This window comes from Methylocystis sp. L43, assembly GCF_015709525.1.
Lineage (GTDB): Bacteria > Pseudomonadota > Alphaproteobacteria > Rhizobiales > Beijerinckiaceae > Methylocystis.
In genome coordinates, this window is sequence record NZ_JADNRA010000014.1 from 39,951 (window position 1) to 61,043 (window position 21,093).

Here is a 21,093-nt window from a genome sequence, read left to right on the forward strand (position 1 = left end):
AGACGCGACGGGCGGCGCCAGCCGCGCAAGTCCGAGCGAACAATCGGGTGTCGAAATGGAGGCGCGCGTTCTGCATGCTGATATTGCCGCCGAAACAGCGGCTCTTCTCAAGAAGCTCGGGGTTGAATCTCAAGCCTTCGAGCGTGGAAGTCTGACGACTCGCTCGCCAATTGCCGGCGAGATCATCGCGCGCGTCGAGAGCGCGGATTCGGCGGCCGTGCATGGCGCCATTGCTAGAGCGGCGCATGCCTTTCGCATCTGGCGCAACGTCCCGGCGCCCCGCCGGGGGGAGTTCGTGCGCCTGCTGGGCGAGGAGCTGAGGGCGGCCAAGACCGAGTTGGCGCATCTTGTCACGATCGAGGCGGGCAAGATCACGACGGAGGGCCTCGGCGAAGTCCAGGAGATGATCGACATCTGCGACTTCGCCGTGGGTCTCTCGCGTCAACTCCACGGGTTGACGATCGCGACCGAGCGCCGCGGCCATCGGATGATGGAGACCTGGCGCCCGCTCGGCGTTGTCGGCATTATCACCAGCTTCAACTTTCCCGTCGCCGTCTGGGCCTGGAACGCGGCGCTTGCGCTGGTCTGTGGGAATACGCTGATTTGGAAGCCTTCGGAAAAGACGCCGCTTGTCGCGCTCGCGACTCACGCGCTGTTCGAGCGCGCAGCCGCGCGTTTCGGCGAGGCGCCGGACGGGCTTTCAACCGTGCTCGTCGGCGGGCGAGACGTCGGTGAAACGCTCGTCGAAGACGCGCGGATTCAACTTATTTCGGCGACCGGTTCGACGGCGATGGGGCGCGCCATCGCGCCTCACCTCGCGGGTCGTTTCGCGAAGTCTATTCTGGAGCTTGGCGGCAACAACGCCGCCGTCGTTTGCGCCTCTGCGCCCCTTGATCTCGCTGTGCGAGCGATCGCCTTTGCGGCCATGGGCACGGCGGGCCAGCGCTGCACGACGCTGCGGCGGCTGATCGTGCATGAAGACGTCTATGACGAACTTCTCGGTCGCTTGCGGCGCGCCTACGCATCAGTTTCGGTCGGCGATCCCCGAGACGGCGCCGCGCTTGTCGGCCCGCTCATCGATGAGGACGCCTTTGCCACGATGCGCGCTGCGCTCGACGAAGCGCGCGCAGCAGGTGGCGTCATCTTTGGCGGAGAACGCGTGCTGACGGAGACATTCCCGGACGCGTTCTACGTCCGCCCGGCGCTCGTCGAAATGCCGGGGCAGACGGACGTCGTGCGGCGGGAGACATTCGCGCCCATCCTTTATGTGATGAAGTTCCGCAGCCTCAATGAAGCGATAGCGCTGAATAACGATGTCGCACATGGCCTTGCGTCATCGATCTTTACCGCGCGTCTGGACGAAGCCGAGCGATTCATGGCCGCCGACGGATCGGATTGCGGCATCGTCAATGTGAACATCGGACCTTCCGGCGCCGAAATCGGCGGAGCCTTCGGCGGCGAGAAGGACACGGGCGGCGGCCGCGAAGCGGGGTCGGACTGCTGGAAGTTCTATATGCGCCGCGCCACCAACACGATTAACTATTCAGGCGAACTGCCGCTGGCGCAGGGCGTCAAATTTGATCTGAGTGTTTAGCGCATGACGCTACGCTCATGATTTCCGCCGCTGATGGATTAAATACCCGAGGGTAGCGAAGGTCACAAAACATGAATGTCGCTTCCGCTGACGCGATTCGGACGATATTCGCCTCGGCGATCTCGGACATGTATCAGGCCGAAGCGCCGCAGTATCGGGCGATGAAGGCGCTCGTCGCCGAGGTGAACCGGCAGACGCTCGTCGACGCGCCGCAACTCAAGCGGCGCCTGGCGGAAAACAACGAACTCGAGCGACTCGACGTTGAGCGCCATGGCGCGATTCGCGTCGGAACCGCCGAGGAACTGTCGATGCTGCGCCGGCTCTTCGCGATCATGGGGATGGCGCCCGTCGGCTATTACGATCTGTCGATCGCCGGAATTCCCGTGCATTCGACGGCATTCCGTCCGATCGGCGCGAGCGCATTGCGGGCGAGCCCATTTCGAATTTTTACATCGCTTCTCAGGCTTGATCTCATCCCTGACCGAAATGCGCGCGAGATCGCCGCCAAGGTGCTGGCGCGGCGCGATATTTTTACGCCGCGCTGCCGAACGCTGATTGATCTCTTCGAAAGACGCGGGTTCGACGACGGAGAGGCGGGCGATTTTGTCCTCGAGGCGGCGAAGATTTTTCGTTGGAACGGGCAGGCGACGGTTTCATCGGCGGTTTATCGGACGCTGTATGCGACGCATCCGCTCCTCGCCGACGTCGTCTGTTTCAAAGGACCGCACATCAATCATCTTACCTTGCACGCGCTCGATATCGACGCCGCGCACAGCGCCATGGCGGCGCGCGGGATGGCTCCGAAAGCGATTGTCGAGGGGCCCCCGCGTCGCCGCTGCCCGATCCTGTTGCGCCAGACGAGCTTCAAGGCGCGCCCCGAGCCTGTCGAATTCATCGAGGAAGACGGACGGCGCGTGACAGGCGCCCATGCCGCGCGTTTCGGCGAGATCGAGCAGAGAGGCGGGGCGCTGACCGCGAAGGGCCGCGCGCTTTACGACAGGCTTCTCGCCGAAGCCCAGGCCGCGGTTCCGCTCGCGACAGACGGCCCCAATTCGCTAGCCTTTAACGAGGAGCTGGCGCGGCGCTTCGCGGCGTTTCCCGATGATGATGAGGCGCTGCGACGCGAAAAGCTCGCCTTCTTCCATTATTCGGCCGATCCAAGCGCGAGGGCAACGACAGAGCCGATCTTTGCTGGCTCGTTGGATGACCTTCTGCAGACGGGAGTTCTGCGCGCCGAACCGATCGTTTACGAGGATTTTCTGCCGGTCAGCGCCGCAGGAATCTTTCGCTCGAATCTTGGGGAGCAGGGTGAAGAGGAATTGATCGCGCGCGGCGACCGACGCGCCTTCGAGGCCGCGCTCGGCGCGCCGGTTTTCGACGAACTCGCGCTCTACGAGGAAGCGGAGACGCGCTCCTTAGGCGCAAGCCTGCAGGCGCTTGGCGTCGATCGCGCCGCTTGGGTTCAAGCGCCAAAAACAGGCGCTGCGCATATTGGCGCGGCGGAAAGCAGCCATAACTGAGGGGTAGGGTGCCCGACGCATGGGCGGAGGCGCCGCGGTATCGGAAGGCGCATGCGACGCATCCTCGTTACGGGCGCCCTCGGCCAGATCGGCGCCGAACTGACGCCGGCCCTGCGAAAGCGATATGGCGCGGCGCGCGTCATCGCTTCAGACCTCGCAGAGGCGCGGCCATCTGACGATCCTTATGAACGCCTCGACTGCACGCAGGCGGAAGCGGTCGCCGATCTGATGCGCCGGCGCGACATCGACGTCGTCTACCACCTCGCAGCGCTGCTCTCGGCTGTCGCCGAGGACAGGCCGCAAGACGCCTGGAGCGTCAATATGAGCGGGCTCTATAATGTGCTGGAGGCGGCCCGCCGCTTCGGTTGCCAGGTGTTTTTCCCAAGCTCCATTGCGGCGTTCGGCCCGTCGACGCCGCGCCGCGGCACGCCGCAGATCACCATTCAGCGGCCAACGACCATCTACGGCGTCACCAAAGTCGCCGGCGAATTGCTCTGCGACTATTACGCGACTCGCTTTGGCGTCGATGCGCGCGGATTGCGCCTGCCGGGTCTCGTTTCTTCCGCGGCGCCGCCGGGCGGCGGCACGACGGACTACGCCGTCGAAATGTATCGTGCGGCTGTTCGGCGCAAGCGCTGTACCTGCTTCCTTGCCGCAGAGACCCGTCTCGACATGATGTATATGCCGGACGCGACGCGCGCGATCATGGAGCTCATGGAGGCTGATCCCGAGCGCCTGCGGTTTCGCAACGCGTATAACGTCACCGGCATGAGCGTCACGCCGGGCGAAATCGCCGCGGAAATTCGCAAACATGCGCCCTCCTTCGCGGTGGACTACCGCATCGACCCGCTACGCCAGGCGATCGCCGACTCCTGGCCGCAGTCGCTTGACGCCAGTGCGGCGCGGGAAGATTGGGGGTTTGCGCCGCGCTTCGATCTCGCCGCCATGACGCGGGATATGCTCGCGCTTCTTGGCGCGGCGACAGATCCATTTGACGATCCGAATTCTGACGAGGTCCCCAATGCCAATGCAGGGTTTGGCTAAGGCGCTCGCCGCGCAGCTCGGCGAACTCTCGCAGGCCGGGCTGCTCAAGGGCGCGGAAAGCGTGCTCTGTGGCGTCATTGCCCCGCGTGACGGCCACGGTCCGCGCTTTCTCATCGAAGGCGAAGGCGACAGGCCGTTCCTGCGCATGAACGCCAACAATTATCTCGGCATGTCGCTGCACGAAGAGGTGATTGACGCCGAAGACGCGGCGGCGACGCACTATGGCGCTGGGCCCGGCGCGGTGCGCTTCATCAGCGGCACCTGGTCGCCTCATGTCGCCTTGGAGCGTCGGCTCGCCGCCTTTCATGCGCGGCCGTCGGCGATCATCTTTTCGTCCGCCTATGCGGCGATCATGGGACTCATTCCGCAGCTCGTCAGCAAGAAGACCGCGGTCATCAGCGACGAGCTCAACCACAGTTGCATCATCAACGCGATCTCTCTCGCGGCGCCTGCGGAGAAGCGGATCTACAAACATCTCAACATGGGCGAACTCGAGCGATGTCTCGACGAGACGGCGAAATCATGCACCCGCGCCCTCATCGTGACCGACGGCGTGTTCAGCATGCGCGGCGATCACGCGCCGCTCGACCGTATCATGACGCTGGCGCGCAGTCGCGATAACGCCTTCGTCGAGGGCGCGATCGTCGTCGTCGATGATTCACATGGCGTCGGCGCGCTTGGCGCGACCGGGCGCGGCGCGGAGGAATATACGCAATCAGCGCCGGTCGACATTCTGGTGGCGACGCTCGGCAAGGCCTTCGGCGTCAATGGCGGCTATGTCGTCGGCGACGAGATCCTGATCCGCTACCTGCGCGAGCGCTCGCCCTTCTACGTTTACTCGAATCCGATCACGCCGGCGGAAGCCGCCGCCGCGCATAAGGCGATCGACCTGCTGGACAGTCCGGATGGCCTGTCCTTGCTCGAGCATCTGCGCGCCATGACCGCACGCTTCAAGGCGGGGCTCGTCAGGCTTGGTTTCGAGACGCTGCCCGGTGAGCATCCGGTCGCGCCGCTTGTGACCCGCGACAGCGCTCGCACCGTGGCGCTCGTTGAGCATCTGCGGCGGCGAGGCATACTGGTTACTGGGCTGACCTATCCGGTCGTGCCGAGGGGCGACGAGGAGATCCGCTTTCAGATCAGCGCGGATCATACGACCGCCGACATCGACGCGGCTTTGGCGGCGCTGGCCGAGATGGCGGAGGCGAATGTTCCGCTGGCGCGGGCCAAGCAGCTTTAGCGCGCTATCTACCGTGGCGGCGCCGCTGATCAATCGAGCGCGGCGACAGCCGAGGAAGAATCCATGGACAGCGCGCGTTACCACAAGGCGAGCATCGGAAACCGCTTGCTTCAGCCGGAAACGCTCATGCTGGGCTACGGCTACGATCCGACGCTGTCGGAAGGCGCGGTCAAGCCGCCGGTATTTCTGACGTCGACCTTCGTATTTCGAACCGCCGAAGAGGGGCGCGACTTTTTCGACTATATGGCCGGCCGTCGTGCGCCGCCGGAAGGCGAAGAATCCGGACTGGTCTATTCACGGTTCAACCATCCCAACCTCGAGATCGTCGAGGACCGCCTGGCGATCTATGAGCACGCCGAATGCGGTCTCGTCTTTTCCTCCGGCATGTCGGCGATCGTCACCACGATTCTCGCCTTCGCGCGCCCGGGAGAAACGATCCTGCGCAGCCGCCCGCTCTATGGCGGCACGGAAGTTCTCATCGACAAGACGCTGGCGCCGTTCGGATTGACCGGCGTCGGCTTCACCAACGGGCTCGATGAAGACAATATCCGCGCTGCGGCCGCGCGCGCGATGGACGTCGGACGCATCGCGATGATCTTCATCGAGACGCCGTCCAATCCGATGAACAGCCTGGTTGATATCGCGCTGGTGCGACGTATCGCCGAAGACGTCGCGGCAAAACAGGGCGCGAGGCCGGTCATTTGCTGCGACAACACGCTGCTCGGCCCCGTTTTCCAATCGCCGCTCCGGCACGGCGCCGATTTGTCGCTCTATTCGCTGACGAAATATGTCGGCGGACACAGCGATCTCATCGGCGGCGCGGTGGTCGGATCTTGTGCGCATCTGAAGACCATTCGCGCGATGCGCAGCGCCATCGGCACGCAGCTTGATGCGCATTCCTGTTGGATGCTTGGCCGCTCGCTTGAGACATTGTCTTTGCGCATGAACCGGGCGGCGGAGAATGCGGCGATCGTCGCGGAGTTTCTCGCCAATCATCCCAAGGTGACCCGCGTTCACTACCCGCCGCTGCTGCCGACTGATCATCCCGAGCGCTTGCTGATGGCGCGCCAGTCGAGTTCCGCCGGTTCCACCTTCTCTTTCGAGGTCTTGGGCGGACAAGCCGAAGCCTTCGCCTTCCTCAATCGGCTGCAGATCTTCAAGCTCGCCGTCAGCCTCGGCGGCACCGAATCGTTGATTTGTCATCCGACGACCACCGTGCATTCGGGGCTCACCGAAGAGGCCCGCCGGGAGATCGGCATTACGCCTTCGCTCATTCGCGCTTCGATCGGCATCGAACATCCGGACGATCTTATCGCCGATCTGGCGCAGGCCTTCGCTTAACGCGAAGTTAACCGTCGCGGTCGACTTAGCGGAGACTGCGCGCTAGGGCCTGTTAATCGCTCGCCGCAGACATATCTATTTCCAGGAGACTTTCGTAGTCATATCGAGCTGAGACTGGACAATGAGAGTAGCGAAGGAAGTGCGAGACGACCGAACCGTTCTGAGCATCCAGGAGGATCGCATCGATGCGCACAACTCCGGCGAGCTCAAGGACTTGGTGCTCAAGACGCTGGAAGGCGGCACTAAAAACGTCGTCATCGACTTGGCGAGAGTTCAGTTCATCGACAGCTCAGGGCTCGGGGCGCTGCTTTCCGGCTACAAGAATGCGAGTTTGCGCTCCAGCGGGTTCGCTTTGGCGGGTCTGCAGCCGCGTGTCAGGTCGATGTTCGAACTGACGCGACTGCACCGCGTTTTCGACATCTATCCAAGCTTGCAGTTGGCGCTGAGCGCGTGAGTCCGCGAATGAGGTGGGCGGTGATCGAGATGTGCGAGACATTCGTCAATCTGGACATCGTCGTTCCTAGTCAAACACGATATCTGCGCCTCGTTGGCGCGATCGCCGAGCAGCTTGCGAAGGAGCTGGATGTTCAGGAGGACACACGCGACACTCTCGCTTTTCACCTCAATCTTGCGCTGACCGAGGCCGTCGCCAACGCCATTCAATATAGCTCCGCAGCAAATTCGACCGACTCCGTCCGGATCTGTTTTTCGGTAGAGGACGCCTATCTTTCCGTCCGCGTTTACGATCATGGAGGGGGCTTCGACCTTGCTGCCCTGCCGATGCCCGATTTCGATGAACTTCGCGAACGCGGCCGCGGCATATTCTTCATTCGCTCTGTGATGGACTCTGTTCAATATCACAAGACGGATTCGGGCAATGTTCTCGAAATGCGCAAGAAGCTCGCTTAGCTGATGGTTGCCCGTGCTTCGCTCTCCGGACACATTGACGTTTGAGACGCCCCGCGTCGCGGACTGGGATTCTGCGGTGCGGAATTTCCTCCGCCGCGCCAGTCGCCGTTCTGGGCTGAATCTTTGCGGCGAGGCGCTTGACGCACTGCCCAAAGCCTATCGCTATCTCGTCCCCGCGCGGCGCGCCGCGCGCGATCTCGCGCTGATTGCAGCAAACCAAAGCGAGAACGAGATCGTCGAATTGCGCCCGCTGCGCGGCCCCGGAACCGGTGTAGCCCGATATGAGGTTCGGCTGATCGGCTCCAAAGACCATGCGCTCGATGAACTTCTGCCGATGCTGCAGAACCTCGGACTGCGCGTCGCAGATCAAATTCAGTTCGCGCTCAATCTCAGCATCGGGCCGCGTTTCATTCGAAGTTTCATCGTCGAGCCCTCCATGCGCAGCGGCGCGAGCGTCGCACGATCGCACGGTCGATTGTTGGCGGCGCTCAAAGCCGTGCTTTCAGCCGATGTTGAGAGCGACGCCTTGAACGGCCTGGTCTTGGTCACGGAGCTTGACTGGCGGCAGATCGATCTTTTTCGCGCCTATAGCAACTACTATCAGCAGCTCGGTCTGCGGATCGAGCGCACGCGCATCTATCGCGCGCTTTTGCACAGTCCGGCGGTCGCCCAACTGCTCTTTCGTTACTTCGAAGCGCGGTTCGAGCCGGATCACGGGGGACGCGACTCCTTTGAGATCGAGTTGGAGTTGCTCACGCCGATCAGGGCGCAGCTCGTGGACGTGCTAGACAAGGTTACGGACGGTGGCGACGATCGCATTCTTCGCGATCTCTTCAATCTCATCGACGCGACGGTGCGCACCAACTTCTATTTTTGCGGCGATTGGGCGCGAAAGTTCATTTCTCTAAAGATCAGCAGTCTGGGCGTGTTCAACATGCCGGCTCCAAAGCCCATGGCGGAGATCTACGTTCACTCCCCTTCAATGGAGGGCATGCATCTGCGGGGCGCCAAAGTCGCGCGCGGCGGAATCCGCTGGTCGGACCGGCCCGAGGACTTTCGCGGCGAAGTCCTGGCGCTGATGCAGACTCAGATGATCAAGAACGCCCTCATCGTGCCGCAGGGCGCTAAGGGCGGATTTGTTCTGAAGCTTCCCTTCGACGACGCATCGCAGCGGCAGCGTCTCGGGAGGGAGGCATATTCGCAGTTCCTGCGCGGCCTTCTCGATCTCACGGACAATCTGAAGGATTCACAGATCGTTCGGCCGCCGGCGCTTGTCGCTTATGACGGCCCCGATCCTTATCTCGTCGTCGCGGCCGACAAGGGCACCGCCTCCTGGGCCGATGTCGCCAATGAGATTTCGCACTTCTATGGCTTCTGGCTCGGCGACGCTTTCGCGAGCGGCGGCGCGCATGGCTATCATCACAAGCGTTTGGGCATTACCGCGCGCGGCGCTTGGGTCTGTGTAAGACGGCACTTCCATGAACTCGGTCGCAACGTCGATGCGGAGCCGATTACAGTTGTCGGAGTCGGCTCGATGGACGGCGACGTCTTCGGCAACGGCATGCTGCACACGCCGAACATCCGGCTGCTTGGCGCGTTTGACGGTCAGTACATCTTCATCGATCCCAACCCGGATCCGCTCATTTCCTTCGGCGAGCGACGCCGTCTGTTCCAACTGCCACACTCGACGTGGCGTGACTATAACTCGGCGCTGCTCTCACAAGGCGGAGGCGTCTATCGGCGCGACGCCAAGGATATCCAGCTGAGTCCAGAAGTGCGCGCATGGCTTGGCGTGCGACATAGCGCGGTCGATGGCGAAGCGCTGGTCCGTTGGCTCTTGATCGCGCCCATCGATCTGTTGTGGATGGGCGGCGTCGGCACTTATGTCAAGGCGAGCTCGGAGACGAATGAGAGCGTCGGCGATCGCGTAAATGACGGCGCGCGCGTCGATGCGCTGCAGCTTCGCGCCAAGGTCGTCGGCGAAGGCGCCAACCTCGCCTTCACGCAGCGGGCACGGATTGAATACGCCCTGAGAGGCGGCCGGATTAATACCGATGCGGTCGACAATTCGGCCGGCGTTGATCTCTCCGATCACGAAGTTAATTTAAAGACACTGTTGCATATGCGGCCGGACGAGCGCGCGCCGGACGTCGAAGATCCCAATCGCTTGCTTCAATCCCTCACCGAAGAAGTTTGCGCGTCAGTACTGCAGGACAACGACCGACAGAGTCTTTGCCTGTCGCTGGATCGCGCGCGGTGCCGCATCAATCTCGATCCATTCATGGACCTCGCCGAGCAGCTTGAGAACGCCGGCTATATCAATCCTGCGGCAGAGGCCTTCCCGACACGAAAGGATGTCTCGGCGCGCGAGACGAAAGAGCTGACGCGACCGGAACTCGCGTTGCTGATGGCCGGTTCGAAGCTGGCGCTGAAGCAGAGACTGCTGGAAGACGAGACCTTTCTGCAAGGTTCCTGGTCATATGAATTTCTCGCGAGCTATTTCCCAGAATATTTGCGTTCTCATTTTTCGGAGCGGATCAGGAGTCATTCACTCGCGCGGGAAATCGCCGTCACGATGATCTGCAACAAAGTCGTCGATCAAGCGGGAGTTTGCTTCCTGTTGCTCGGCGAGGGATTAGTCCCAACTCTGCTCAGCTATGCCGTCAAGCTCTATCTTTCTTTTGATCGAATCTTCGAGGGAGATCGATGGCGCGCCAGTTTTGGCGACAGCCGCGAATTGGACGCCGCGCGCCAGTATGGGCTGATTCTCCAGCTTGAGGACGCTTTGGCGTATATGTGCCACTGGGCCATGCGACGTGGGCATCGGCTGAGTCCCGACGACGAAGACATCGAGCGTTGGCGTTCCGATCTGCGCGCCTATCGTGAACGCGCGGGTGTGAGCGAAGCGCAGGGCGATCAGTCTGTGGCGGCGCCCGATTTCGATCGGCTGCGGAATTTTCCTTTCCTTGTCGCGCTCACCCGCGAATCGGGAGAGGACATGCGAATCGCCGGGGCGTGTTTTGATAAGGCCGCCAATCTGTTTGGCTTGCAGAAACTTACCGCCTTTCTCGCGGACGTGAAGCCAAGAGACCTCTGGGAGCAGCAGTTGCAGGCCGCGCTCGACGCGCGAATGCGGGATGCGTCCGCGCGCATTGCGTCCATGCAGTTGCTGAGCGGAATCGCCGACGCGCGGACTTTGTTTCGAAACGTCGGCCTGGAGTTTCGTCTCGCCGGGCTCGAGCGGCTGGCGTTTAAACTTGAGGCTTCGCTCTTTACGACGCTGACGCCCTTCGCAGCGTTCGTCGCGGAGCTGAACGCCCTGGTCGACGCATGCGACGCCGCTTATCGCAGCCGCTCGGCGGAGGGCGTGGAGAGGGCGCGAAAGCCAAGGCGCGCGTCCTTGGAAGCAGGAGCTTCGTAGCGCATGGAAACGGTCGCGGCCGATCGCGCCATTCTCGACGCTTTTGATGAAGCTCTTTGCATCCTCGAATCGTCGGGCGCCCTGCGATCGATGAACCGAGCCGCCGAACGTCTCACGGGCTATCGCGAAGGGGAGCTTCGCGGCCAGCCTTTCTTTCCGCAGGTTCTCGCGCCAGACGCCGATGATTTCGAGCCCTCGTCGCCCTCGCTGCGCGGCCGCCAGCGGCTGTCTCTGCGCATTCGGCGCAAGGATGGACCAACGCTTGACGTTCGCTGCGAGATCGACTCGCTTTCCGGCAATGGCGATGGCGGATCGCTGCTCAAACTTCGTTCGCTCGACGGGCCGAATGAGCCCGATGCGCTCGACGAGACGACGAAAAAGCTCGAAACCATCTTCGGCGGCATGGTCGATGGTCTGGTTGTGATCAATGAGGCCGGCGACATATTGCTCTTCAGCAGAGGCGCGGAGAAGCTGTTCGGCTACCGCGCCGAGGAAGCGCTTGGAAGGAACGTCAAGCTGTTGATGCCTTCGCCCTATCGCGAGGCGCATGACAGTTATCTTGCCGCCTACAGGCGAACCGGCGTCAAGAAGATCATTGGCGTGGGCCAGGAGGTCGTCGGGCGTCGCAAGGACGGCACCACCTTCCCGATGTATCTGTCGATCGGCGAAATCTGGCTCGAAGGAACGCGCTACTTCGTCGGCGTCACCCATGATCTGACGCGGCTCAAGCGCGCCGAGGACAGGTTGCTGACGCTTTCCGCCGCCGTCGAGCAAAGTCCGATCGCGGTGATGATCACCAATAAGCACGGTGAAATCGAATATGTGAACAGCCGCTTCGCCAGCCTGACCGGCTACCCGCCGCATGAGCTCATCGGCCGGAACCCGAGGATGCTTCAATCGAAGCGGACCGAGGGCGATCAATATCGGCGGCTTTGGGAGAGCATTCGCGCCGGCGTTGAATGGCGCGGACAGATCCAGGACAAAAGAAAGGACGGCGAGCTCTATTGGGCTTCCGAAATCGTCACGCCCCTACGCGACGCGAATGGCGAGATCACCCATTATCTCGCCATGCAGCAGGATATCACCGAACAGAAGCGCGACAAGGAGGCGCTGTTCGAGAGCGAACAGCGTTTCCGGCAGATCGCCGACATGGCCGGCGATTGGCTGTGGGAGCAGGATCAGGACGGCCGCTACACTTATAGCAGCAGCGCCGTCGAGGACGTGCTCGGCATGACGCCCGACGAAGTTCTCGGCAAGACCTATGTCGATCTCTTCGCGAAGGAGAGCGCAGAAGACGCTGCTCTCAAGACGGCGCCGAGCCCGATCGCGCTGCGCCGCGCCTTCCATCGCGTCGTCAACCACTACCGGCACAAGAACGACGGCGACGTCTTCACCGAGTCGACCGGCGCGCCGATCTTCGACGAAGGCGGCCGACTGGTAAAATGGCGCGGCGTCGATCACGACATCACCTCGCGCAAAAAATTCGAAGACGCGCTGCGCGTGCGCAACCGCGCGATCGAATCCGTCCCGATCGGCATTGCGGTCTGGGACGCGCAGGCGCCTCGCGTTCCGAACATCTACGTCAATCCGGCGCTGAGCCGGATCACCGGCTTCACCCGCGAAGAGCTGCTCGGGCACAGCCTGCATCTATTGCGCGGGCCGGAGACGGACCCTGCGGCGCTCGAGGAAATCCGCAACGCGATCGTGCATCGCACGAGCTGCCAGGTGGTGGTGAAATTCTATCGCAAGGACGGCGTCTCCTTCTGGGACGAACTCTCGATCTCGCCGGTCGCCAACGAGGCGGGGCGCATCACCCATTTCGTCAGCGTTCACGCCGATATTTCCGATCGGCGGCGGGTCGAAGAGAACCGCCACGAACTCGAAATCGCCAAGCAGATCCAGCTGTCGCTGCTGCCGAACGCGCCGCTGCGCACCCCGCATATGGAGATCGCCGGAATCTGCGTGCCGGCGACCCATGTCGGCGGCGATTATTTCGACTATTTCGAAAATTCCGGCGTGATCGACATCGTCATCGCCGACGTTTCCGGCCATAGCGTCGGCGCGGCGCTGATCATGACCGAAGTGCGCAGCACGCTGCGCGCCGAAACGCGCAAGGCGACCAACGCTTTAAGCGGGCCGGCGGAGCTGTTGCACGACCTCAATGAGCTCCTGCACGAGGACCTGACCGCCGCCGACCTCTTCATCACCATGTTCTATTGCCGGTTCCTGCCGCGCACGCGCACGCTGCAATACGCCAACGCCGGCCAAAATCCGCCCTTGCTGCTGCGCGCGGAGGGCGCCGTGTGCGTGCAGCTCGACGGCGACGGCCTGGTGCTCGGCGTCATTCGCGCGGTCGAATTCAAGGAGGGGAGCATCGAACTCGCCGCGGGCGACAAGCTGCTGTTCTACACCGATGGAATCACCGAGGCGCAAAACCGCCAGGGCGACTTCTTTGGACTCGAGCGCCTGTCCGCCGCGTTCATGCAGCATCGCAGCCTCTCGCCGCGCGACCTCATCAAGGCGGTGCTCGCCGACGTGCGCGCCTTCCGCGGCGAGGCGCCGGCGTCGGACGACGTGGCCATGGTGGTGGCGCAAGTGTGCTGACGTCGAACGATGAACTCACGGATCGACGGTCAGAACTTTCCCGGCCTTATTCGCGGCGATCCATTTGTTCAGTTCAGTGACGTGACTAAGCTCTTCCGCGACAAACTCCTTGGCGAGGATCTTGATCTCCGGGTCGGACGTCGTGTCGAGAACGTGCTGGTAATATTTGAGGCCCGCGGTCTCGGCGTCGAGCGCAATCTCAAGAGCCTGTTCGCGTCCAATGAACGGATCGGCGGCCCAGATCGCCGCCGTCTCGGGGCTCTCCAGTCCGGGCCAGACGAACTCGTCCGGCCTCATCTTGGGCAATTCACGAAAGCCGCCACGGGCCTGCGCCTCGGCCAGATGCAGTCTGGAATAATCCGCCAATCGACGAAACAGTTTGCCGACTTCGCGATTGCCGCCTGACTCCATGGCGTCGGCCAGTTGCCCGTAGCGGTTGGCCGCTTCGAATTCCAGATGGATGGCATAAGCGAGAAATTCCTCGACCGATTCCATGTCTCCCCCTCGCTCGCTGAGCTCAGAAGCGAGCGGCGGCCACGTAAGGCCGCCCCCGCCTTGAGCTATCAGGTTCCTCGCTTAAGCGTTCGCGCTTGACGGGTTCTTTATGGTCCATTCTTCGCGCGTGATCCAGGCTTCGAGAATTTTGACGTGCTCGGCCTCTTCCTTGACGAATTCCTTCGCCATCGCTTCGATCTCCGGCGACTTGGTTTTGGCGGCCACGGCCCGATAAAACTCATAGCCTCGGCGTTCGCCCTGCAGGGCGGCCTTCAAGCCGTCGAGCCGCGACAGGGTCGGATCGGCGGCCCAGATTTCGGTGCGTTCCGGGGTCGCATGATTTGGCCACACGTAATCGGGCGGAATGACCGCCGAAAGGTCGATCGATCCCGCGCGCTTCTTGGCCTCGGCGAGATGCAGGCGTGAAAAGCCGGCGAGCTGTCGAAACAGTTTGGCGACTTCCGTATTGCCGCAGCCTTCCATCATGCCGGCGAGTTCATCGAAATGAATCGCCGCATCCTCTTCGACCTTCACGGCGTAGCCGATGAATTCATCCACCGTGGCGATCTCAATGCCGCCCGTGTAGCGCTTCGCGGCATGGGTGATATGGGCGCCCTGCGCCGGCAGCGTTTGATCGCCTTCGAATTTGACGAGGATGTCCTCGTTACGGACGAAACATTGGCACGCCAGGCGATAGCGCGGCGGCATGTCGTTGACCTCGGCGGCCTCGATCTCGGCTTTGGTGATCTTGCCGAGCTGGCGCAGCATCTCCTTTTCCTTCTCGGTCAGCGCGATGCCGTATTTCTGGTTGCGGCTGAGATGCGTGACCTCGACGAGGCAGGAGCCGCATTCGCCGTCCTGACAGTCGAAGGGAATGGGAATTTTATGCGCCTTGGCCACCGCCAGGATCGTGCCCCGGTCTCCGGCGATCGCATAGACAGTAATGTCGCGCGCAAGGACGGGGGATGAGAATGTCACATTAGCCACTGTTTTTGCTCCTTTTGTCTGAACTCAGACATGTTTTGGCGTTTAAGGGGCAATCCGGGTCTAAATGTAAGCTCACCGGAGGTATTCTAAGCGGCAGCCCAGCCCGTTATCTTGCCAGAGACTTTGCAAAGCAGAAATCTCGCCACGCAATACGACGCGCTGGAGGACGCATTGTCGCACGCGTGCGGTATTACTGATGCGATGGCGCGAAGCTGAGGTGAATCCGATCGTCGCCGCATGGCGACTCGCCATGGCGGCGCTGAAAGTGCGCTGAGAAGGCGCGCCAAGAATCGGGCGAGCAGCGGGCGCGCGAAGATTTCCCGCCGCCGTAAGGCGCGGGGGGCGAGCGGTCCGGGACGCCCCCGGCCATCGCTGGCCGCAGCGCAAAAAATTGTCTTCGACGGCCGGATTCTCCCGGACACGGATCGCGTCGTCTCGCCGCCTCCGGGCTGAGGGAGCCGCTCCCCATCGTTCGGGTAACCGACGCCTGCGCCATCCTCGGATATTATGGTCCGGGCTTTCAAAGCCTGCACATGAGGTTCGCTAAGCCTTGCGGCCTATCGAAGGGCTCATGCGTCTCCGCGCAAAGGAGAGAAGCCCAGACCGGCGACGCGCCGCCGGACCAGGGAACGAGGGTCGTTCGTCCCGCCGGATCCGTCCTTCGCCGGCGCCGCTCGACCCTGAGCCGCGCCCTCGCTTGACGAAGGCGAGCGGATGATAGGAATTTATTCCATGGATGTCAAGAGGCGCGCGGGAAGCCTGCTCACAGCGTCATGGCCGCGCTTGTCGCGGCCATCCACGCGACGACGTGCTGAAATGTGAGAGCATGAGCCGAACGCCTTTTTCAGCGTGAAACGCTTCGCGATGTCCTGGCGTGGATGGCCGGGACAAGCCCGGCCATGACGACTGAAAATGAGCTAAATAAACCCGAGTTCCGAGTCCTGCGCGGCTGAGCAGGCCGCATGCTTCGAGACGGCGCCTTCGGCGCCTCCTCAGCATGAGGGTGCGAATATGATGGCGCGCTCCAGCGTCATTCCCGACAGGCCGAAGGCCTGATTGGGAATCCAGAGCAAATTCGCGAATGATCGGTTTTTCTGGATTCCCGATCGCGCGCGATGCGCGCGTCGGGAATGACACCACGGCCTATCACAAGCGCGCGCGCTGGAACGACAGGTTGGCCCGCGCTTCCAAACGACAGCGACGGTCCCGCTATCCCTCTTGACGCGCCGCTTGCGCAGCCAATTTCACCCTCATGTGCCCGGCGCAAGCGAGGGTAAGACAATGGCGATTTATCGTGTACGCGAAGTCAAATTCATTGAGACCGAAGGCGGCCATGTGAAGCTGAAGCCGCTGCGTGAATATGAGCGGGAATCCTCCGATCCGGCGAGCGTCATCGCCGAGGTGAGCCGCTTCTTCGAGATGGAGCTCTCCAGCCCCAAGGCGCTCGACGTCGTCGATTTCGACGAGGTGATCGTTCTCGACGAAAAAGGCGCCGTCATTGCGCGCTTCGGCGTCGCCGATTTCTGGGAGCAGGAATGGAACGCCGTCGCCGCCAAAAGCGACGCCGCGCCGATCGCGCGCTCGGCTTAAGGCGACGCTAAGACAGTCGCAGGCTCGCAGGGTTGCGACGAAGCGCCGTTGGCGCGTTTCATTCGCCGCCGGCTTAAGGGGCGTCGCCGCGAAACGCCGCTTCGACCGCGGCGATGTCGATCTTCACCATGCCGAGCATCGCCTGAAAGGCGCGGCCGGCGGCGGCGCGATCGTCATCCATGAACATGCGCGGCAAGGCTTCCGGCACGATCTGCCAGCGCACGCCAAAGCGATCTCTCAGCCAGCTGCACTGGATCTCGGCGCCGCCGCCTTCGAGCAGCTTATTCCATAGCTCGTCGGTCTCGCGCTGGTCCTTGGTCATCACCGAGATCGAAAAGTTCTCATTGTGAATCGTCTCGCGGCCCATGTTCAGCCCCTGATAGGGCGCGCCGGCGAGGGTGAAGGAGACCAGCAGCGCCGGCCCGTCCGGCTCGCGGCGGAAGGCGCCTTCGAACACTGAATCGGGAATGATCGAGACATAGAAGCGGGCCGCTTCCTCCGCCTGATCCTTGAAGGCGATACAGGTTCTGACTTTCGACGGCATGGCTGCTCCTTGCTTCGTGACTGTCATTTCCAACGCGCGATCGGGTGAAGGTTTCCTCATCCTAAAGGAGCGTGCGGAGCACGCGTCTCGAAGGACGAGGGAACCTTCATGCGCGCCTTTTAGGCTCGCCCTCGTGCTTCGAGACGCCGCCTTCGGCGGCTCCTCAGCATGAGGGCGAAGTTGGGCGGTGATGCGAAAGACTCGACAAACGCAATAAGCGTTGATATCAACATAATGACGCCATGTCAAAGAAGCTCCCGATCGAGGTCGTTCATGAGGTTCGCGACGCCTGTCTCTGCCTTGCGACGCAGCGCGCAGCGCGCACCCTCGCGCGGCGCTTCGATCGCGCCTTCGCGCCGCTTGGACTCACCAATGGCCAGTTCTCGCTGATGATGTCGCTCAACGCGCCGCAGGCGCCGATCCTGGGGCGACTCGCGCAGGCGCTCGCCATGGATCGCACGACTCTCACCGCCGCGCTGAAATCCCTGGAGCGGCGCGGCCTCGTCGAAACGCGTCTCGATGAGAAGGACCGCCGCGCGCGCAGGCTGTTTTTGACCAACGCGGGCGGCGAACTGCTCGCCGCCGCGCTGCCGATCTGGCGCAAGGAACACGCCGCGCTCGACGCCGGGTTTTCGCACAGCGAAGGACAAAAGCTGCGCAAAGCGTTGCGCACATTAGGGGCTGAAACTCAAACCGAAGGAAAGGACGTTAAAGCATGAACGCCAATGTCGAGAAAAATCCCTCCTGCATGCGATCGATCACGCCGCATCTCATTTGCGCCGGCGCCGCCGACGCGATCGAATTTTATAAGAAGGCGTTCGGCGCCGAAGAGATGATGCGCTTGCCCGGGCCTGACGGAAGGCTGATGCATGGCTCCGTGCGGATCGGCGATTCGATGGTGATGCTCGTCGACGAAGTGCCGGAATGGGGCACGCTGGGACCGAAGTCGCTCAAGGGATCGCCCGTGACCATTCATCTCATGGTCGACGATGTCGACGCCATCTTCGCGCAGGCCGTCGACGCCGGCGCGACGGTCAAAATGCCGGTCGCCGACATGTTCTGGGGGGACCGCTACGGCCTGGTCGTCGATCCCTTCGGCCATGTGTGGTCGATCGCGACGCATGTGCGCGACATGACTCCCGACGAGATCGCGGCGGCGGGGCGCGAGGCGATGGCGAAGGGCTGCGCCGAGGCGACGGCCTGAGAAACGGGCGTCCTCGTCCTTCGAGACGCGTGCTGCGCATGCGCCTTTAGGATGAGGAAGCCTTTCACCCGATCACCCGCCTGAGGCAGGAAGCGGGCCGGGGCGCCGGCCCGTTCACGCCAGGCGCTTAGTCATTCTCGATCCTGTAACAGGAAAAATCGCGATCGGTCTGGCCGGTGCGCCAGTCTTTGAGGTCGTGACGGTAGCCCGGGGGATAGGGGAATTTACAATCTCCCGCATAGGCGGGCGGCCGGGCCCTTCCATACCAGCCGGGCTGGCCTGGAGAGTATCCTGGGGACTGCGCCAAGGCCGCGCCCGCCGCGGCGCCGATCAGCGCCGCGCTCAATGCGCTGGCGAAGAACTGTCGCGTCGTGGCTTGCATCGCGCGCCTCCCGTCAAACATCGAATGCGAGAACAACCGGGCGTCCCACGGGATGTTCCGGCGGCGCTGCGAGCGCCGCCACTTTTGCGGGCGTCTCGTGCATTGGCGCCACGCGCGCGGCAGGGGGCTCCGGCCGCTGGCCCTTTCGGCGCAACTCGTGTAGTCCATCCCGTGAATGAGCCAGGAAACAGAAGGCAAAAAGCGCGGCATGTTCTCCCGCCTGTTTGGCGGCGGCCAGAGCGCGCCCGCGCCCGAAGCGGCGCCCCAAGAGGCGCCCGAAGCGGAGCCTGAGGAGGAAAAGCGATCCTGGTGGTCGCGCCTGTCCGGCGGCCTCTCGCGCACCTCGCAAGCGATCACCCAGGGCGTCGCCGACGTTTTCACCAAGCGCAAGCTCGACGCGCTGACGCTCGAGGAGCTCGAAGACGTGCTGCTGCGGGCCGATCTTGGCGTCGGCGCCGCGACGCGCATCACCGAGGCGGTCGGCAAGGCGCGCTACGAACGCGACATCGAGCCCGAAGAAGTGCGCGAGATCCTCGCGCGCGAAGTCGAGCGCGTGCTGGCGCCCGTCGCCGAAGAGCTCGTCGTCGACGACACCAAGAAGCCCTTCATCATCCTCGTCGTCGGCGTTAACGGCTCGGGCAAGACGACGACCATCGCCAAGCTCGCCTCGAGATGGACCGGCGAGGGCAGGACGGTGGTGCTTGCGGCGGGCGACACCTTCCGCGCGGCGGCGGTCGAGCAGCTCAAGGTTTGGGGCGAGCGGCTCGGCGCCGAAGTCGTTTCGGGCGCGGAAGGCGCCGATGCGGCGGCGCTCGCCTTTGACGCGATCAAGCGCGCGAAAGAGCAGGGCGCCGATATTTTGCTCATGGACACGGCGGGCCGATTGCAAAATCGCGCCGAGTTGATGGCCGAGCTTGAAAAAATCGTCCGCGTGATGAAAAAGGCGGAAGCCGAGGCGCCGCATGCGGTGCTGCTCGTGCTCGACGCCACCGTCGGACAGAACGCGCTGCAGCAGGTGGATGTTTTCGAGCGGATCGCTGGCGTCACCGGGCTCGTGATGACCAAGCTCGACGGCACCGCGCGAGGCGGCATTCTGGTCGCAATCGCGGAGACTTACCGCCTGCCGATCCACTTTATCGGCGTGGGCGAAAGCGCCGACGATCTGGAGCCGTTTGCGGCGCGCGACTTCGCACGGGCGATCGCGGGGCTTGAAGAAACGTCAGAGGCGGAAAGCTAAGAGAGATGACGCAGGAAACGGCCATCGCGGCAAAAAGAAAGCTCAATCCCTGGCTGAAGCTCGCACTGGAACTCGGACCGCTCCTGCTGTTCTTCGTCATCAATTCCAAATACGGCATTTTCGCCGCCACCGGCGTGCTGATGGCCGGCGTCGTCCTGACGCTGGCCGTCTCATGGGCGATCACCCGTCATCTGCCGGCGATGCCCGTCGTCACCGCCGTGCTGGTGCTGGTCTTCGGCTCGCTCACCTATTTTCTGCATGACGAAACCTTCATCAAGCTGAAGGTGACGATCCTTTACACGCTGTTTGGCGCCGGACTCATCGGCGCGCTCTATTTCGGCAAATTGCTGCTGCCGATCGTCTTCGACATGGCGATCCACATTGACGACGCCGGCTGGCGCAAGCTCACCATACGCTGGGGCCTGTTCTTTTTCGCGCTTGCCGGGCTCAATGAAGTCCTGCGCCGCATTCTGACGACCGACGACTGGGTGAACTTCAAGGTTTTCGGCATATTGCCGCTGACGCTCATCTTCGCGCTGTCGCAGGCGCCGCTGATCATGCGTCACGAAATTCGCCCCGAGGACGAAGACCCCGAAACGCATTTCTGATTTGCGCGCGCGCCGTTGAACCTGATCGGCGTCGCCGCACGCGCGGTTGCGCGCGAATCGCTCGGACGCGTTCTTGCTCCAACATGAACTTCTCTTCATGATTGGCCGCGCCTCTGCGCCGATGATTTTAAGCGCATGCGCGCCGACCAGCGCGCGCGGGTTGCAATCGACGCGCGTTCGGGCGAAGAGAGTCCTTCAGGTTTATGGGGGCTGAGTCGAATCCTTGCCGAGTCTCATCCGCTTTCTGATCATCGTCGGCGCCATCGTCGCGATCGTCTACGGCGTCATGGTCGCGCTCGTCGCTTATGTGACGCCGCAACCGCGCCAGATGACCTATACGATCCCGGCGCAGCGGTTGAACAAGTGAAGGCTGTCA

Annotated in this window: 19 protein-coding genes; 15 read left to right on the forward strand and 4 right to left on the reverse strand. The window is 62.6% G+C overall.

Annotated features, from left to right (window positions below):
• Window positions 1-55: 55 nt before the first annotated feature.
• The 9 genes from IYX23_RS01860 (at window position 56) to IYX23_RS01900 (ending at window position 13,670) form a co-directional block, all read left to right on the forward strand.
• On the forward strand, window positions 56-1,594 hold the full coding sequence (locus IYX23_RS01860) for an aldehyde dehydrogenase family protein (protein WP_196391785.1): 1,539 nt from the start codon (window positions 56-58) through the stop codon (window positions 1,592-1,594).
• A 71-nt stretch (window positions 1,595-1,665) separates the two neighbouring features.
• A complete protein-coding gene (locus IYX23_RS01865) occupies window positions 1,666-3,114 on the forward strand; it encodes a VOC family protein (RefSeq protein ID WP_196391784.1) in 1,449 nt (482 codons plus the stop codon).
• A 51-nt stretch (window positions 3,115-3,165) separates the two neighbouring features.
• On the forward strand, window positions 3,166-4,158 hold the full coding sequence (locus IYX23_RS01870; protein WP_196391783.1) for an NAD-dependent epimerase/dehydratase family protein: 993 nt from the start codon (window positions 3,166-3,168) through the stop codon (window positions 4,156-4,158).
• A complete protein-coding gene (locus IYX23_RS01875) occupies window positions 4,136-5,395 on the forward strand; it encodes an aminotransferase class I/II-fold pyridoxal phosphate-dependent enzyme (RefSeq protein ID WP_246716412.1) in 1,260 nt (419 codons plus the stop codon). Before IYX23_RS01870 ends, IYX23_RS01875 begins: the two co-directional genes overlap by 23 nt.
• A 63-nt stretch (window positions 5,396-5,458) precedes the next feature.
• Entirely contained in the window at window positions 5,459-6,736 is a 1,278-nt protein-coding gene (locus IYX23_RS01880) for a cystathionine gamma-synthase family protein (RefSeq protein WP_196391782.1), read from the forward strand.
• Between the two features lie 121 nt (window positions 6,737-6,857).
• Window positions 6,858-7,190, forward strand: coding sequence for an STAS domain-containing protein (locus IYX23_RS01885; RefSeq protein ID WP_196391781.1), 333 nt, complete (start codon window positions 6,858-6,860; stop codon window positions 7,188-7,190).
• Between the two features lie 8 nt (window positions 7,191-7,198).
• On the forward strand, window positions 7,199-7,645 hold the full coding sequence (locus IYX23_RS01890) for an ATP-binding protein (RefSeq protein WP_246716413.1): 447 nt from the start codon (window positions 7,199-7,201) through the stop codon (window positions 7,643-7,645).
• Between the two features lie 76 nt (window positions 7,646-7,721).
• Window positions 7,722-11,066 (forward strand): NAD-glutamate dehydrogenase domain-containing protein, encoded by a 3,345-nt coding sequence (locus IYX23_RS01895; protein ID WP_348643611.1) that lies wholly within the window; start codon window positions 7,722-7,724, stop codon window positions 11,064-11,066.
• Window positions 11,067-11,069: 3 nt separating this feature from the next.
• A complete protein-coding gene (locus tag IYX23_RS01900; RefSeq protein WP_196391779.1) occupies window positions 11,070-13,670 on the forward strand; it encodes a PAS domain S-box protein in 2,601 nt (866 codons plus the stop codon).
• A 15-nt stretch (window positions 13,671-13,685) separates the two neighbouring features.
• On the opposite strand, the gene IYX23_RS01905 is transcribed toward IYX23_RS01900, so the two are convergent.
• Window positions 13,686-14,165 carry a ferritin family protein gene (locus IYX23_RS01905; RefSeq protein ID WP_196391778.1) on the reverse strand — a complete coding sequence of 160 codons (480 nt, stop codon included), beginning with the start codon at window positions 14,163-14,165 and terminating at the stop codon, window positions 13,686-13,688.
• 81 nt (window positions 14,166-14,246) lie between these two features.
• On the reverse strand, window positions 14,247-15,152 hold the full coding sequence (locus tag IYX23_RS01910; protein ID WP_196391777.1) for a ferritin family protein: 906 nt from the start codon (window positions 15,150-15,152) through the stop codon (window positions 14,247-14,249).
• 1,281 nt (window positions 15,153-16,433) lie between these two features.
• Here IYX23_RS01910 and IYX23_RS01915 point away from each other — a divergent pair.
• Window positions 16,434-16,742 carry a hypothetical protein gene (locus IYX23_RS01915; RefSeq protein WP_018407231.1) on the forward strand — a complete coding sequence of 103 codons (309 nt, stop codon included), beginning with the start codon at window positions 16,434-16,436 and terminating at the stop codon, window positions 16,740-16,742.
• A 73-nt stretch (window positions 16,743-16,815) separates the two neighbouring features.
• On the opposite strand, the gene IYX23_RS01920 is transcribed toward IYX23_RS01915, so the two are convergent.
• Window positions 16,816-17,286 carry a VOC family protein gene (locus IYX23_RS01920; protein WP_196391776.1) on the reverse strand — a complete coding sequence of 157 codons (471 nt, stop codon included), beginning with the start codon at window positions 17,284-17,286 and terminating at the stop codon, window positions 16,816-16,818.
• Between the two features lie 242 nt (window positions 17,287-17,528).
• Here IYX23_RS01920 and IYX23_RS01925 point away from each other — a divergent pair, with 242 nt between their 5' ends.
• The gene (locus tag IYX23_RS01925; protein ID WP_196391775.1) at window positions 17,529-18,005 is read left to right on the forward strand and encodes a MarR family winged helix-turn-helix transcriptional regulator; all 477 of its coding nucleotides are present in this window, start codon (window positions 17,529-17,531) and stop codon (window positions 18,003-18,005) included.
• Window positions 18,002-18,490 (forward strand): VOC family protein, encoded by a 489-nt coding sequence (locus IYX23_RS01930; RefSeq protein ID WP_196391774.1) that lies wholly within the window; start codon window positions 18,002-18,004, stop codon window positions 18,488-18,490. The genes IYX23_RS01925 and IYX23_RS01930 overlap by 4 nt, the downstream gene beginning before the upstream one ends.
• A gap of 127 nt (window positions 18,491-18,617) precedes the next feature.
• Here IYX23_RS01930 and IYX23_RS01935 read toward each other — a convergent pair whose 3' ends face one another.
• The gene (locus IYX23_RS01935) at window positions 18,618-18,872 is read right to left on the reverse strand and encodes a hypothetical protein (RefSeq protein ID WP_196391773.1); all 255 of its coding nucleotides are present in this window, start codon (window positions 18,870-18,872) and stop codon (window positions 18,618-18,620) included.
• Between the two features lie 175 nt (window positions 18,873-19,047).
• On the opposite strand from IYX23_RS01935, the gene ftsY reads away from it, so the two are divergent.
• The 3 genes from ftsY (at window position 19,048) to IYX23_RS01950 (ending at window position 21,084) form a co-directional block, all read left to right on the forward strand.
• Window positions 19,048-20,109 (forward strand): signal recognition particle-docking protein FtsY, encoded by a 1,062-nt coding sequence (gene ftsY / locus IYX23_RS01940; RefSeq protein ID WP_196391772.1) that lies wholly within the window; start codon window positions 19,048-19,050, stop codon window positions 20,107-20,109.
• A gap of 5 nt (window positions 20,110-20,114) precedes the next feature.
• On the forward strand, window positions 20,115-20,717 hold the full coding sequence (locus tag IYX23_RS01945; RefSeq protein WP_196391771.1) for a septation protein A: 603 nt from the start codon (window positions 20,115-20,117) through the stop codon (window positions 20,715-20,717).
• Window positions 20,718-20,940: 223 nt separating this feature from the next.
• The gene (locus IYX23_RS01950; RefSeq protein ID WP_175094669.1) at window positions 20,941-21,084 is read left to right on the forward strand and encodes an oxidoreductase; all 144 of its coding nucleotides are present in this window, start codon (window positions 20,941-20,943) and stop codon (window positions 21,082-21,084) included.
• The last annotated feature ends 9 nt before the right edge of the window (window positions 21,085-21,093 follow it).